Here is a 14,290-nt window from a genome sequence, read left to right as displayed (position 1 = left end):
AAACTGACAATGGGCGTAGAAAGGGCAGTCGCCGAACTGGGCGTGCTGATCTATCCCGGCGCGCAGATGGCGGCGGTGCATGGGTTGACGGACCTGTTCGGGGTCGCCAACCGGATCGCCGCCGAGCATCAGGCGGCGCAGTTGCCGGTGCTGCGAGTCAGTCATTGGCGGGTCGAGGGTGATCAGGCGCCCGAGCGGGTGTATGACAGCCATCCCGGCCCGGACAAGGCGTTGGTGGCGGTGATGATCCCGCCGTCGATTGGCGGGTTTTCCGAGAGTCAGGCACCCCAAGGGCTGATCCGCTGGATTCGTCAGCAACATGCGCAAGGGGCAACGCTGGGCGGCGTTTGCGTGGGCTCGATCCTGCTGGCCGAAAGTGGCCTGCTCGACGGGCGCAGCGCCACGACCCATTGGACCTCGGCTAAAACCTTCGCCGAACGCTACCCGGCGATCAAGCTCAAGGCCGATACGCCCATCGTCGATGACGGTGACCTGATCACCACCGCTGGGCTGATGGCCTGGTCCGAGTTGGGTCTGCGTATGGTCGACCGCTTGCTCGGGCCGAGCATCGCCGCCAGCACCGCGCGGTTTCTGGTGGTGGAGCACAGCGACAGTGCCAGCCAATGCGGCAGTAACTTTGCGCCGATTCTCAGCCATGGCGATGCGTCGATTCTCAAGGTCCAGCATTGGCTGCAAAGCACCGGCGCGACCGATGTGTCGCTGACGGCGATGGCCGAGCGGGCCGGGCTGGAAGAGCGCACCTTCCTGCGTCGATTCCGTGCGGCGACCGGGTTGAAGCCCACCGAGTATTGCCAGCACCTGCGGGTCGGCAAGGCCCGGGAAATGCTCGAATTCACCAACGGCACCATCGACCACATCGCCTGGACGGTGGGCTATCAGGACCCGAGCGCGTTTCGCGCCACGTTCAAGAAAATCACCGGGCTGGCGCCGAGTGATTATCGGGCTCGGTTCGGCGTAACCCCGACCCCGAAAGCAGCGAATGTCTAATGTAGGAGCAGAGCCTGCTCGCGGAGGCGCTGATTCAATTGGCTAATGTATCGACTGACTTTACGCCTTCGCGAGCAAGCGCTGCTCCTACAAGGGCCGTGTGAAGTTTCGGATCGTGCAATTTGCCGGGGTTTTGTCGGCGGTCGTGCAGATTGAAACAGGCGTGATGCCAGCACGATGCCGGCAAGTTTCTGATTAGCCTGGCGTTTTCATGGAACGGCCGTTGGCCTGATCTCTGCACCCCTCCAGTTACATTCATCAAGCGCAGATTGAGGGGGACGCATGACCCCAACAAATCGCAAAAAACTGGTCGTTGCCCATTCCGTGCGACCGCAAGCCCCGTTGCACGAAGTCGAAACCAATCGTGCGCTGGCCCGTTGGCTGGCGCAGATCCTCGGGCTCAAGTACGGCGGCAGCTACGACCTCGAACTCCACAGTGGTCGTGATCTTTACCTGCTACCAACCCAGACGCTGGTGGGCGCGGCGGCCGCTCGGCAATTGGGCGTCAAAGGACCCGAAGATTTGTGGGGCGGCTACGTCGACCATGACTTCATCTGCACCAAAGCCATCAGCCACGGTTTGCTCAATAGGTTGGCTCATGCGCCGCAAGGCTGGTCGCCGCTGTTTTCCGAGCGGGTGCGCAGTGTCGTGCTCGATGGTCTCAGCGTATTTTCCCTTGAGGACGCCCGGCCGGCGGCGGAGCACTTGCTCTACAGCGGGCCGATCCGCCTCAAGCCGATTCACGCCTGCGCCGGGCGTGGTCAGGAAGTGATCAAGAGCCTCGACCAGTTCGACGCCATCCTCGCCCGGCCCGACGCCGAACAGCTCTTCACCGAAGGCGTAGTGTTGGAGCAGGATCTGCAAAAGGTCGTCACCCACAGCGTCGGCCAGGCGTTCATCGGCGATAAAGTGTTGAGCTACTGCGGTGATCAATACTTGACCGAGGACAGTCAGGGCGAGCAGGTCTATGGTGGTTCCAACCTGCTGGTGGTGCAGGGCTACTACGCAGACTTACTGAAACTGGAATTGCCCGACGATGTGCGGTTGGCGATCCAGCAAGCCCAGGTGTTCGACAGTGCCGCCGACGAGGCCTATCCCGGTTTCTACGCCTCGCGACGCAACTACGACATCGCCCAAGGCCTGGACAGTAACGGCAAGCAGCGCAGCGGCGTGCTCGAACAATCCTGGCGCATGGGCGGTGCCAGCAGCGCCGAAGTCGCGGCGTTGCAGAGTTTCGTCAACGACCCTGGGATGCCCGCGATTTGCGTGTCTTCGGTGGAGACCTACATCGACCAGCCGCTGCCGGCGGACGCCATCGAGGTGTATCGCGGCCCGGCGGAAAACGGCGACTTTCTTCTCAAGTACGTAACGGTTAAATCCTATGACGGCTAGAAGCGAAACCATTGGAATCGACATTGACGGCGAACAAATGGTCGGGCACGTGCTCAGTCCCAAATCGAAAGTCCCGGGCGTGCTGTTTGTGCACGGCTGGGGCGGCAGTCAGGAGCGGGACCTGGAGCGGGCTAAAGGCATCGCCGGTTTGGGTTGTGTCTGTTTGACCTTCGACCTGCGCGGGCATACCGGTGGCACTGGCATTTCGTTGTCGAAAGTGACCCGCGATGACAACCTACGTGACCTGCTGGCAGCCTATGACCGCTTGCTCGCACACCCGGCCCTCGACACCTCGGCGATTGCGGTGGTGGGCACCAGTTACGGTGGTTATCTGGCGGCGATTCTCACCTCGTTGCGCCCGGTGCGCTGGCTGGCGCTGCGGGTGCCGGCGCTGTATCGCGACGAACAATGGCACACGCCCAAGCGCGATCTGGATAAGGTGGATTTGCTCGATTACCGCAGCACGCTGGTGCACGCCGACAACAATCGGGCGCTGCATGCCTGCGCGGCGTTTACCGGGGATGTGTTGTTGGTGGAATCGGAGACCGACGACCACATCCCTCACGCGACCATCATGAGTTATCGGGCGGCGTGCCAGCAGACTCATTCGCTGACTCACCGCATCATCGACGGCGCCGATCACGCCCTCAGCGACCCCATTTCGCAACAGGCCTACACCTCGATCCTGGTGGACTGGATTACGGAAATGGTGGTGGGTGAGCGGTTGAGCATTATTCAATCCAGTTGAATGTGTGGTGGTCTCACGATCATTCGCGAGCAAGCCCGCTCCCACATTAGACCGCGATCAAATGTGGGAGCGGGCTTGCTCGCGAAGGCGGCATTCGCTTCACCACACGTCTCAAGAAGGCTTCTTCTCAATCCGCAACGCCTTCGCCTTGGCCTCCACCACCAAATACATCACCAGCGTAATCAACAACGGCAAAATGAAATAAATCGCCCGATAAGCCAGCAACCCCGCCACCAGGCTCCCGCGCGATGCCTCATGTTGCAGCAGCGCCACAAACACCGCCTCCAGCACCCCAAGCCCCGCCGGAATGTGCGTAATGACCCCGGCAATCGCACTGATCAACAACACCCCCAGCACCAGCGGATAGTCGAGCTTGCTCGGCAGCAGAGTGAAAATCACCGCCGCCATCAACGACCAGTTCAGCGCCCCAAGCGCCAGTTGCAGCACCGCCATGCGCAGCGACGGCAGATTAATTTCCACCCCGCGAATCGCCCATTCCCGCCGCTTGGAAAACTGGCACGCCGCCAGATACCCCGCGCTCACCACCAACAATAAAACCCCGACGTCTTGCAACGCATCACTGCTCAACTTCCAGCCCGGCGGCATTCGCACCAGACCGCTGCTGAACACTGCGCCGGCAATCACCATGTAGCCAAACCAATTGGTCGCCAGGCTCAAGCCGAGGATTTTCGCGATGTTGCCTTTGCTCACCCCGAGCCGCGAATACAGTCGATAACGCATGGCGATGCCGCCGACCCAGGCACTCAGGTTGAGGTTGAAGGCGTAGCTGATGATCCCCACCGGCAAGATCTGTTTCCAGGTCAGGTCCTGGCGAATGTAGGTGCGGCCGATCAGATCGAAACAGGCGTAAACCAGAAAGCTCAACAGCGTCAGCCCTGAGGCGATGATCAGCGTGCGCACCTTGAAATCGGCCAGGGTGTCGAACACTTCGTTCCATTCGATACGCTGGGCGAGCATCGTGAACAGCACGATCAGCGCGAGGAAAAACAGCACCGTCAGCGGCGTTTTCCAGCGACTCCATTTCGAGTGCGTGGCGGGCGCCGAGTGACGGCTCGTTTGCGCTTCGGAATGGCTCATGAGCGATGACCTCGAAAAGGCTTGAGCCGCGGCTTGTGCGCCGGCAGCCACCCGGCCCATGCCGGGAAATGCCGCAGGAAGTGAAACACCAGAAAACCGACGGTCATGTGCCAGACCCGCCCGCGCGGTGATTGACTGGCGTCCATGGCTTTGCAGTGGTTATTACTCAAATCTTCAAGGCGCTTGAACAGTTCGCGGTTGAACGCGCAATCGCGGATCAACACATTGGCTTCCAGGTTCATCGACAGGCTCAACGGGTCGAGGTTGCTCGAACCAACCGTGCTCCAGTCCTCGTCCACCAGTGCGACTTTGCCGTGCAACGGGCGGTCGCCATATTCGTGAATCTGCACGCCGGCCTTGAGCAAATAGTCGTAGGTCATGTGCGCGGCAATCTTCGCCACCAGCATGTCTGGCTGACCTTGCAGAATCAGCCGCACATCGACGCCACGGCGCGCGGCATTGCGGATCTCGCGCAGCAGACGAAAACCGGGAAAGAAGTAGGCGTTGGCGATCACGACGCGGCGCTGAGCACTGCGCAACACTTGCCGATAAACCTCCTCGATGTCGGTGCGATGGTCACCGTTGTCTCGGTAGACCAGCCGAACCTGACCGTCATGGTCGTTGAATGCCAGTTCCGCACGCCGTTGCTTGCGCCGTTGCCACCAATACTTGGCCCGGGCCGGGCGACCACTTTGCAGAAGCGCGAAGTGATGAATGTCCGCCACCGCCGGGCCTTGTACTTCAACGGCAAAATCCTGCTTGGCCTCGGGGCCGAAATCGGCCAAATGGTCGGCGGAAAAGTTGATCCCGCCAAGGAACGCAATCGTGCCGTCGACCACCACAATCTTGCGGTGCAAGCGCCGGAACCAATTGGTGCGGATGCCCAGATGCTTGGGCGCCGGGTCGAACATCTGGATATGCACGCCGGCCTTGTTCAGGTCGGCGAGGAACCCCGTGCTCAACTCGCCGCAACCAAAGCCGTCGAGGCTGACGGTGGTGCGCACGCCACGCCCGGCCGCTTCAATCAGAATCTGCTGAAGCTCATTGCCGACCTTGTCCTCGAACAGAATGAAGGTCTCCAGCAGGATTTCAGTCTGGGCCTGGCGCAACGCCTCAAACACTCGTGGAAAGTACGCCTCACCATTTTCCAGCAGTTCGACCCGGTTGTTCCCGTGCCAGCCGTAGACAACGTCGACCGCCGCCGGCTCGCCCCGCGGCGGCGCGGAAATCTGTTCCGCAGTGGCTTTTTCCATCGAGGGATTGTTCATAGCTCGATCTCCACCGACAGCGGGGCATGGTCGGAAAGATGTGACCAGGGCCGCGCCGCCAGCACTTGCGGACGGCTGGCCTTGAGGTTGCGCACGTAGATGCGGTCCAGGCGCAATACCGGCCAGCGCGCCGGAAAACTGCGGGCCGGTTTGCCCTGGTGTTCGGCGAAGACTTCGCGCAAGCCACAGGGTTTGAGCAGCGCATCGGCCCGTTGGCGCCAGTCATTGAAGTCGCCCGCGACGATCACCGGCGCATCGCCTGGCAGCTCTGCGATGCGCCGGGCCAGCAGCTTCAGTTGCTCCGTGCGGTGCGCTTCATGCAGCCCGAGGTGCACACAAATGGCGTGTACTTCCTGGCCGTCACCGGGCAGGCGCAGCACGCAATGCAGCAAGCCACGGTTTTCGTGACCGCTGATGGACACGTCGAGGTTGTCGTGGCGGATGATCTGGAATTTCGACAGCAACGCATTGCCGTGATCGCCCGCCGGGTACACCGCGTTGCGGCCATAGGCGAACTGCGGCCACAGCGTGTCGGCGAGGAATTCGTATTGCGGCATCATCGGCCAGTTGCTGTAGCGCTGGGGATGCTGTTCGTGGGTGCCGTGGACTTCCTGCAAAAACACCACGTCGGCGGACACACTGCGCACCGCTTCACGCAGCTCGGGCAGGATGAAGCGCCGGTTGAGCGCGGTGAAGCCCTTGTGAGTGTTGACCGTCAGCACGGTAAACCGGCGTACGGTAGCGATGATGGATTGCTGCTCGTCGGTGACGCCGACCGGTTCGGAAATGCTCATGGCAGCACTCCTTCGGCAGCAGGTTCGCCGGGGCGGGTGGCGAGGTCTTTGTCGAGATGGAAACGCTCCAGCAGGCTGCGGGCGTCGAAGGGCGCGCGGACTTTGATGTCGTTATCGAAGTAGCAGAACACTTCCCGGGATTTGCGCGCCTTGGGCTTTTGTCTTGGCGCGATCAAGTGTGGGTCGCTCGGTTGCTGGCCGTGATTCCAGGCGTCGATCCGGTCGCCCCAATGTTTCAGCGCCTGGGGCGTGTAGCCGCTGGCGTAGAGCTCTTCGGCACCGTGCAGCCGCAGGTAGACGAAATCGCTGGTGAGGTCTTCGCGGTACGGCCATTTGCCGGCGGTGTCGGCGATCACCAGGGCCGCGTTGTAGCGCTTGAGCAGGCGAATGAAGGCCGGGTCGACGAAGCTCTCGTTGCGAATTTCCACGGCGTGGCGCAGCGGCTTTTTCCCGTGGGCCTTCAGGCTGGCGTGGCCGTGCAAGTGCGAATCATGCTGACGGGCGAGGGTGGCGGCCTGCTCGGTGTTGTGGGGCAGTTGTTCGAGGAAATGTTCAAACAACTCGGCGTCGAATTTGAAACTGGGCGGGAATTGCCAGAGGATCGGGCCGAGTTTTTCCTTGAGCTCCAGCACCCCGGAGGCGAAGAAATTCGCCAGGGGTTTATGGATGTCCCGCAGGCGTTTGATGTGAGTGATAAAGCGCGGAGCCTTGACGCTGAAGACGAAGCCCGGCGGGGTTTCGCTGTACCACAGGGCATAACGTTCGGGCCGTTGCAGGGCGTAGAACGATCCATTGATTTCGATGCTGTTGACGGCCCGCGAGGCGAATTGCAATTCGCGCTTTTGGGTCAACCCCTTCGGGTAGAAGCCCCCGCGCCACGGTGTGTAGCGCCAGCCTGAAATTCCGATATGAATCGCCGCCATGTGCCCTCCCGTCGAATGACCCTCTTACTGCCGTTGTCTTTGGATGACTGCCGGGCAAACCAGAAAGTTTCGACGGGACTACGGACGGTCATCACGAGTGCAACCGGGCTCGTGTAGGAGCAGAGCTTGCTCGCGAACGCGGCGGACCAGCCAACATCAATGTTGAATGGAAGGACGCTTTCGCGAGCAAGCTTTGCTCCTACACAGGATCTCAAGACTCGATCGTCGGGGAGGGGCTCTTGAACTTGCCGCACAAATTTCGATCAGTTCCTTACAGGTTCAGTCACCGGAGGTCGCAGTTTTGCTCAAGTTCAGGATCGCCATTGTGCTGGGAGCACTGCTGTTTCTCGGCGCCAACGAAATCGAAGCCGCCACGTTGCCGGGCATTCCCGCTGCTGCTACCGCACAAGCACCTGCCAAGCCTGAGCCGCTGGTCCAGGGCGGGCTGCTCGGGGCCATCAGTTCCAGCATCGACGACGTGCAGGACAAACTCGACCTCAACGAAAACCTGGTGGACGCATGGCGCCTGCGGGCCGATCGGGCGGCCGATGAAGTCGACAAACTGGTCAACCAGCCCTCGACGCGTTCCGGCTGGAGTGTGGCCGGCGATTTCCTGATGCTGTCCGGCGTCTGGCTCGGCACCTTTGCCTTGCTCACGGTCCTCGGCGGCCTCGCGGCCAAGCGCCTGGTCCAGGGCCACTGGCTGCGCACCCGCCAACGCAGCCAGGACTTGCTCGGCTATTTGATGCCGTACACCATACCGGCGCTGATCTGTCTGCCGCTGACCCTTTACGTCAGTCACTTCCTGCAGGCCTCGGCCGGCCGAGCACTGGCGCTGTGTTTTGCCTACGCCACCAGCAGCGGCATTTTCTCGACCTCGATGCTGCTCTGCGTGATCGTCATGTTCAACACCGGCCACAAGCGCCCAGCGGTGCAGATCATTCGTGACTACGGCCCCAAACCACTGTTCCTGATCGGCTTCCTCGCAGCGCTTAGCGATGCCTTGACCAGTCCGCAGATCGCCCGGCAACTGGGTGGCAATATCACCAGCAGCGTCGCAGTGTTTACCGGGTTGTTTGCCTCGATCATCTTCGGTTATCTGGTCATCCGTCTAAGACGTCCGGTGGCGCATCTGATTCGCAACCGCCCGTTGGCCCAACGGCTCAAACAACCGTCTCTGCAAGAATCCCTGCGGATCTTTTCCGGGCTCTGGTACTGGCCGATTCTGTTGATGGTGATGGTCTCGGCGATCAACCTGATCGGCGTCGGCGAGGACAATCAAAAAGTCCTGCGCTGTGCGTTGTTCACCACGATATTGCTGATTGCCACGGTGTTCCTGAGCACGATTTTCCAGCACCTGTTCAAATCCCGGAAAGTCGAAAAAATCCAGCGCAGCAGCGCCTACAAGGAACGCTTTCTCAGCTTGCTGCACGCGCTGCTGCGGATTGTCATGGCGGTAGCGTTCATCGAGATTCTTGGGCGAATCTGGGGCGTGTCGCTGTTCGAATTCGCAGAGGAAAATTCCATAGGCCGGGCAATCAGTAATTCGCTGAGCAGCATCGGTCTGATCTTCCTGGTGACTTGGCTGCTGTGGGTGGTAATGGACACGGCGATTCAGGAAGCGTTGAAACCACCGGTCAGCAAACGCGCGGCGCGCCAACCGAGTACGCGGGTAAAAACCATCCTGCCGCTGCTGCGCAACGCGGTCAAAATCATCCTGGTGGTGATCTGTGCGATCACCACCATGGCCAATCTGGGGATCAACGTCGCACCCCTGCTGGCCGGTGCCGGTGTGGTCGGTTTGGCCATTGGTTTCGGCTCGCAGCAACTGGTCCAGGACGTGATCACCGGGTTGTTCATCATCATCGAAGACACGCTGTCGATCGGCGATTGGGTGGTACTCGACTCCGGCCACGCCGGCACCGTCGAAGGCCTGACCATCCGCACCTTGCGCCTACGGGACGGCAAGGGTTTTGTGCACTCGGTACCGTTCGGCCAGATCAAGGCTGTGACCAACCAATCGCGGCAGTTTGCCTATGCGTTTTTCTCGGTGCAGTTCACCTACGACACTGACGTGGACAAGGCCATTGAGCTGATCCGCGAAGCGGGGGATTCGATCCGTGACGACGCGTTTCTCAAGTACAACCTGCAAGGGCCGCTCGATGTGTTTGGCGTCGATAAGATGGACCTTAACGGCGTGGTGCTGACGGCGCAGTTCCGCACCGTTTCGGGCGGGCAATATGCGGTGAGCCGGGCGTTTAACCAGCGGCTGAAAAAGCTTGTGGATAACAGCCCGTGGGTGCATTTCGCGCAGACTTATCCACAGCAGGTTTTTATTCCGAAGCGTGGGATGGATGAAGTGGAAGAAGAGGGGCCGGCGCCGGACAATTCGCCGGTGTTGTTGCCGGATCAGCCTCGTACTCAATGATGTGGGTTGGTGCTGATGGCCCCTTCGCGAGCAAGCCCGCTCCCACAGTGGATCGATGTCGGACCGAAGCTTTGTAACCGACACACATCCCCTGTGGGAGCGGGCTTGCTCGCGAAGAGGCCTGCCCAGCCAACCTCAATGTCGGATGAGTTTGCTATGTAATTCGGCAGATGCCTGCTGCTCCAGCTCCAACCAAAAAACCTGCTTGCCGGCAATCTCCGCTGCCACCGGCAACCCATCTCGATACACCAACCGATTACTCGCCAGCGCCGGCACTTTCACTCCCGGCAGCAACGTCCCTGCAAGGTTCAACGGATCAACCCCGCACACCGCTATCAAACTCCCGTCATGGGGCCGACGCCGAACTTCGCGCAACAACGGAATCGCCTCGGGCAATGCAAACTGTTCCCCCGCCAAACCACTGACAAACCGCCCGCCACGAATCTCCCCGCGAGCTTCCAGCCGATGGAAGGTGCGCAGCAATTCGCGCCAGCTCGGCAACCAGTCCGCCTCACGCTCAAGCAAGCGCCAGAACACCACGCCGTAGCGCCGGAGCAAGGTCATGGCGATATGTTCCAGCGTATCGGCGGGTGTCGGCGCCGGGCGTTTGTTATCCACAACCGGCGCCGGCGGCCCGCGTCGCAACAAGGCCCAGCGCCCGGCATCGTCCATGCCGCCGACAAACGCTCCGCGCCCACGTCGGCTGCTGCGTTGCTGGCGTTTGCTCGCGGGGGTGATCAGTGCCCGCAGCCCGGCGAAGCTGTCGGCATTCACCAATCCGGCGCCCACCAGTTCCTGCAAGGCGATTTCCAGCTCGGTGCGCAGCAGGTGCGCTTCATGAATCAGCTCATCGAAAAACAATGCGCCGTGCTGGCTCAGCGCCTCGAAGACCTTTTGCGTTTTGGGTGATAACTCGCTGATCGGCGTCTGTTCGGTCAGCCCGCTCCACAACCCGACCTGACTGCGCGGCAACAGCAGAATCGGCGTACTGCGCAGCGCCGTGCTGGCGCTCTTGTTGCGGGCGGTCAGGCGTGTCCACACCAGTTTGCCGCTGCGGCACAGGTCATCCAGCCAACTCGCCGAATAGTCCTTGAGCCGCGCCGGCAGAATGTCGCTGTCCCAGGCTGAAGCGGCAGCGGGGTAGCCTTCGAATTGACCAATGATCGCCGGCAACACTGCACTGCCCTGACCTTGTGTAGCGCTGGACAAATGCTGCCAGTCGAACAGAAACCGCATGAAATCCTGCAACGCCACCGGCTCGATTTCCCGGCGCAGACGCTTGACCGTGTAGCGATGAATCCGCGCCAGCAGATGCCGTTCGCACCATTCCTCAATGTCGGCGCCGGGGCTGAATTGCCCGCGCAGCACATAGCCTTCGCGCTCCAGTTGCGCCAGGGCTTGAGTGACCTGAGTCGCCGGTAAGCCCAGCGGTTCGGCAATCGCGTTCAGCGGTAACGGCCCAAACGCACTGAGCCGCGCACGGATCACTTCCAGCACCGCTTCATCGGTTTCCCAGACTTCATCGAAACCGGGCAACGCTTCCAGCGGCGGCAGCAAAATCGCCTGTGGATAAATCGCCCGCAGGCAGGTCAACCGCTCCAGCGCCAACCACAACGATTGCCCGGCATTGATCTGCAAACGGCTGGCGCGGCCACTGTCGGCCAGGGCATTCAGCCAATCGAGCCAATGAGGGTTGGCTTTAGCTTCGGCATCGCTGATGCACGCCAGGCTCATCAACGCCTCATGCATTTCATCGATGCCAGTGGGCGCTGGCCAGGCTTCATCGCGTACGGCTTGAATCGCTTCGGCATCCAGTGCGCCGAGGTCATCGGTGGATTGCGGGTCGCTCCAGCGCCGGTTGAGCACCGCTTGGGTGCGGCGTTCCTCCAGCGGCGCATCGTCGAGAAAGGTGTAGGGTCGGGCGCTGAGAATTTCTGCCGCTAGCGGCGAGGGCGCCGGCAAATCGCGGCTGATCAGGCGGATTTCGCCCCGTTCCATACGCCGTAACAGTGTCAGCCAGCCTTCGGTGTCCATGGCTTCGTGCAGGCAATCGTCGAGGGTTTGTTCCACCAGCGGATGGTCGGGAATCTCCCGTTCGCCCGCAAGATTTTCGACGCAAGCGATCTGATCGGGAAACACGTTGGCGATCAGGTCTTCGCTTTTCATCCGCTGGATCTGCGGCGGGACTTTGCGTCCGCCGCTATAACGCGGCAGCGCCAACGCCACCCCGGCATTCCAGCGCCAGCGCACGCCGAACAACGGCGCCTCGAGCACCGCTTGAATCAGGAGGTGCTCGGCGCTGTTGCTGTGCAGGTAGCGCCAGACGTCATCAAGTTCAAAGCTGTGGCTGGTGGACAGCGACAGGACGATGGCGTCTTCACTGGCGGCAGCCTGCAATTCAAAGTTGAAGGTGCGGCAGAAGCGCTTGCGCAGGGCCAGGCCCCAGGCGCGGTTGATTCGGCTGCCAAACGGGGTGTGGATGATCAGTTGGGTGCCGCCAGACTCGTCGAAAAACCGCTCCATCAGCAGCGTGTCCTGAGACGGCAGGGCGCCCAACGTCAGGCGTGCGCGAGCGAGGTAATCCACCAGTTGATCGGCGCTGGCCAGGTTCAGGCCGAGGATTTCGGTCAGCCAGTCGAGCGCTGGTTGCAAATTGCCGGGGGTGGCGCCGAGCAGTTCATCGAGTTGCGCTTGCAGGCGCGCCACGGCAAACGACAACTCCGCGCTGCGCCCCGGCGCTTCTCCGAGCCAGAACGGAATCGTCGGCGGCTGGCCTTGGGCGTCTTCGACCCGGACCTTGCCGGTTTCCACCCGCAGGATTCGATAGGACGTGTTGCCGAGTTGGAAGACGTCGCCGGCGATGCTTTCCACCGCGAAGTCTTCGTTGACACTGCCGATGTTCAGCCCTTGGGGCTCCAGCAGCACGCTGTAGTCGGCGTTGTCCGGAATCGTCCCGCCACTGGTGACGGCGGTCAGTTTGGCGCCACGGCGACCGCGCAGGGTGCGGCTCACGGCGTCGCGATGCAGATAAGCGCTACGGATGCCCTGGCGACCGTTGTAGCCCTCGGCAAGCATCTGCAGCAGCGCTTGATAGTGTTTTTCGTCGAGGTTGGCGTAGGGCGAGGCATGGCGGAACATTTCCAGCAGCGGCTGCTCCTGCCATTCCTGGCAACTGACCTCGGCGATGATCTGCTGCGCCAGCACGTCCAGCGGCGCCACGGGGATCAGCAACGTGTCGAGTTCGCCCCGGCGCACGCAGTCGAGCAGCGCGGCGCACTCGATCAAGTCATCGCGGGTAGTGGCGAACAACCGGCCCTTGGGCGTGCCGCCGACCTGGTGCCCGGATCGACCGACCCGTTGCAGAAAGCCTGCAATCGAACGCGGCGAGGCGATCTGACAGACCAGATCGACATCGCCGATATCAATCCCCAACTCCAACGAGGCCGTGGCGATCAGCACTTGCAGCTCGCCGCGTTTGAGCCGTTGTTCGGCGTCGAGGCGAAACTCCTTGGCCAGGCTGCCGTGGTGCGCGGCCACGGCGTCCTTGCCCAAACGTTCGCTCAAGTGCCGGCTCAGGCGTTCGGCCAGGCGCCGGGTGTTGACGAAAATCAGCGTGGTGCGGTGTTCACGAGCGAGGGTGGCGAGACGGTCGTAAACCAATTCCCAAACATCGTTGGCCATCACTGCCGAGAGCGGCACTGGCGGCACTTCGATGCCCAGGTCCCTTGGGCGGGCGTGGCCGATGTCGATGATTTCGCAGGGCCGGTCGCGGCCGACGAGAAAGCGCGAGACCGCTTCGATGGGTTTTTGCGTGGCAGACAGGCCGATACGCATCAGTGGTTGCGGGCAGAGCGCCTGCAAGCGCTCCAGGCTCAGCGCCAAGTGGCTGCCGCGTTTACTCGCGGCGATGGCGTGGATTTCGTCGACGATGACCGTGTGCGTGGTGCCGAGCATTTTTCGGCCGGAATCGGAACCGAGCAGCACGTAAAGGGATTCCGGGGTGGTCACCAGAATGTGCGGCGCGGTCTTGCGCATCGCCGAGCGATCTTTTTGCGGGGTGTCGCCGGTACGCACGGCGGTGTTGATCTGCAATTGGGGCAGGCCCATCACGCGCAATTGCTCGGTGATGCCGGCCAGCGGGTTTTGCAGGTTGATCTGTATGTCGTTGGACAGCGCCTTGAGCGGCGAAACGTAGACCACCAGGGTTTGGTCCGGCAGCTTGCCGTTGTTCTCTAGCCCTTGGTGAACCAGATCGTCGAGCACGGCGAGGAACGCGGTCAGGGTTTTGCCGGAACCGGTGGGCGCAGCGATCAAGGTCGAACGGCGTTGGCGAATCAACGGCCACGCCCGGGCCTGGGCGGCGGTGACCGTCGGGAAGGTCTTGCTGAACCAGGCACTGACGGCGGGGTGGAAGCCGGCCAGGGCCGCGTCCGTGGGAAGGGGCAGATTCATGGCTTAAGTTATGCGGTCGCAGGGGCGAAGATGCAAGTACCGCTCAGGATCTTCAGCGTCTGCCAGGGCCTCATCGCTGGCAAGCCAGCTCCCACAAGGATTGCGGTGGTTCACAGAATTTGTGGTCAGCACTGAACCCTGTGGGAGCTGGCTTGCCAGCGATGGGGCCAGTGGCCATG

At 61.6% G+C, this 14,290-nt stretch carries 9 protein-coding genes; 4 read left to right on the top strand and 5 right to left on the bottom strand.

The genetic code is table 11. The annotated features are described in order from the left end of the window. Positions 1-9 precede the first annotated feature (9 nt). From JFT87_RS01325 to JFT87_RS01315, 3 genes are all read left to right on the top strand, one after another. A complete protein-coding gene (locus JFT87_RS01325; protein ID WP_201198218.1) occupies positions 10-1,008 on the top strand; it encodes a GlxA family transcriptional regulator in 999 nt (332 codons plus the stop codon). Positions 1,009-1,290: 282 nt separating this feature from the next. Continuing rightward, entirely contained in the window at positions 1,291-2,400 is a 1,110-nt protein-coding gene (locus JFT87_RS01320; RefSeq protein ID WP_201198217.1) for a DUF3182 family protein, read from the top strand. After that, entirely contained in the window at positions 2,390-3,148 is a 759-nt protein-coding gene (locus tag JFT87_RS01315; RefSeq protein ID WP_201198216.1) for an alpha/beta hydrolase family protein, read from the top strand. The genes JFT87_RS01320 and JFT87_RS01315 overlap by 11 nt, the downstream gene beginning before the upstream one ends. Positions 3,149-3,259: 111 nt before the next feature. Here the strand turns inward: JFT87_RS01315 and JFT87_RS01310 are convergent, their stop codons facing one another. From JFT87_RS01310 to JFT87_RS01295, 4 genes are read right to left on the bottom strand one after another with little or no spacing between them, the layout of a single operon-like run. Then, complete coding sequence (locus JFT87_RS01310) at positions 3,260-4,246, bottom strand: lysylphosphatidylglycerol synthase domain-containing protein (RefSeq protein WP_201198215.1); 987 nt, start codon at positions 4,244-4,246, stop codon at positions 3,260-3,262. After that, positions 4,243-5,514: a cardiolipin synthase ClsB gene (gene clsB, locus JFT87_RS01305; RefSeq protein ID WP_201198214.1), complete on the bottom strand. Its 1,272-nt coding sequence runs from the start codon at positions 5,512-5,514 to the stop codon at positions 4,243-4,245. The genes JFT87_RS01310 and clsB overlap by 4 nt, the downstream gene beginning before the upstream one ends. Then, positions 5,511-6,308, bottom strand: coding sequence for an endonuclease/exonuclease/phosphatase family protein (locus tag JFT87_RS01300; RefSeq protein ID WP_201198213.1), 798 nt, complete (start codon positions 6,306-6,308; stop codon positions 5,511-5,513). Before JFT87_RS01300 ends, clsB begins: the two co-directional genes overlap by 4 nt. Then, positions 6,305-7,231 (bottom strand): DUF72 domain-containing protein, encoded by a 927-nt coding sequence (locus JFT87_RS01295; RefSeq protein WP_201198212.1) that lies wholly within the window; start codon positions 7,229-7,231, stop codon positions 6,305-6,307. The genes JFT87_RS01300 and JFT87_RS01295 overlap by 4 nt, the downstream gene beginning before the upstream one ends. A gap of 301 nt (positions 7,232-7,532) precedes the next feature. Here JFT87_RS01295 and JFT87_RS01290 point away from each other — a divergent pair, with 301 nt between their 5' ends. Further along, positions 7,533-9,659 (top strand): mechanosensitive ion channel family protein, encoded by a 2,127-nt coding sequence (locus JFT87_RS01290; RefSeq protein WP_201198211.1) that lies wholly within the window; start codon positions 7,533-7,535, stop codon positions 9,657-9,659. Positions 9,660-9,794: 135 nt separating this feature from the next. On the opposite strand, the gene JFT87_RS01285 is transcribed toward JFT87_RS01290, so the two are convergent. Beyond that, the gene (locus JFT87_RS01285) at positions 9,795-14,111 is read right to left on the bottom strand and encodes a DEAD/DEAH box helicase (RefSeq protein WP_201198210.1); all 4,317 of its coding nucleotides are present in this window, start codon (positions 14,109-14,111) and stop codon (positions 9,795-9,797) included. Between the last annotated feature and the right edge of the window lie 179 nt (positions 14,112-14,290).

Origin of the sequence: Pseudomonas sp. TH15, assembly GCF_016651105.1 — a bacterium.
Lineage (GTDB): Bacteria > Pseudomonadota > Gammaproteobacteria > Pseudomonadales > Pseudomonadaceae > Aquipseudomonas.
The sequence above is the reverse complement of the archived record's forward strand: the minus strand, read 5'-3'. Positions and strand labels throughout refer to the sequence as shown.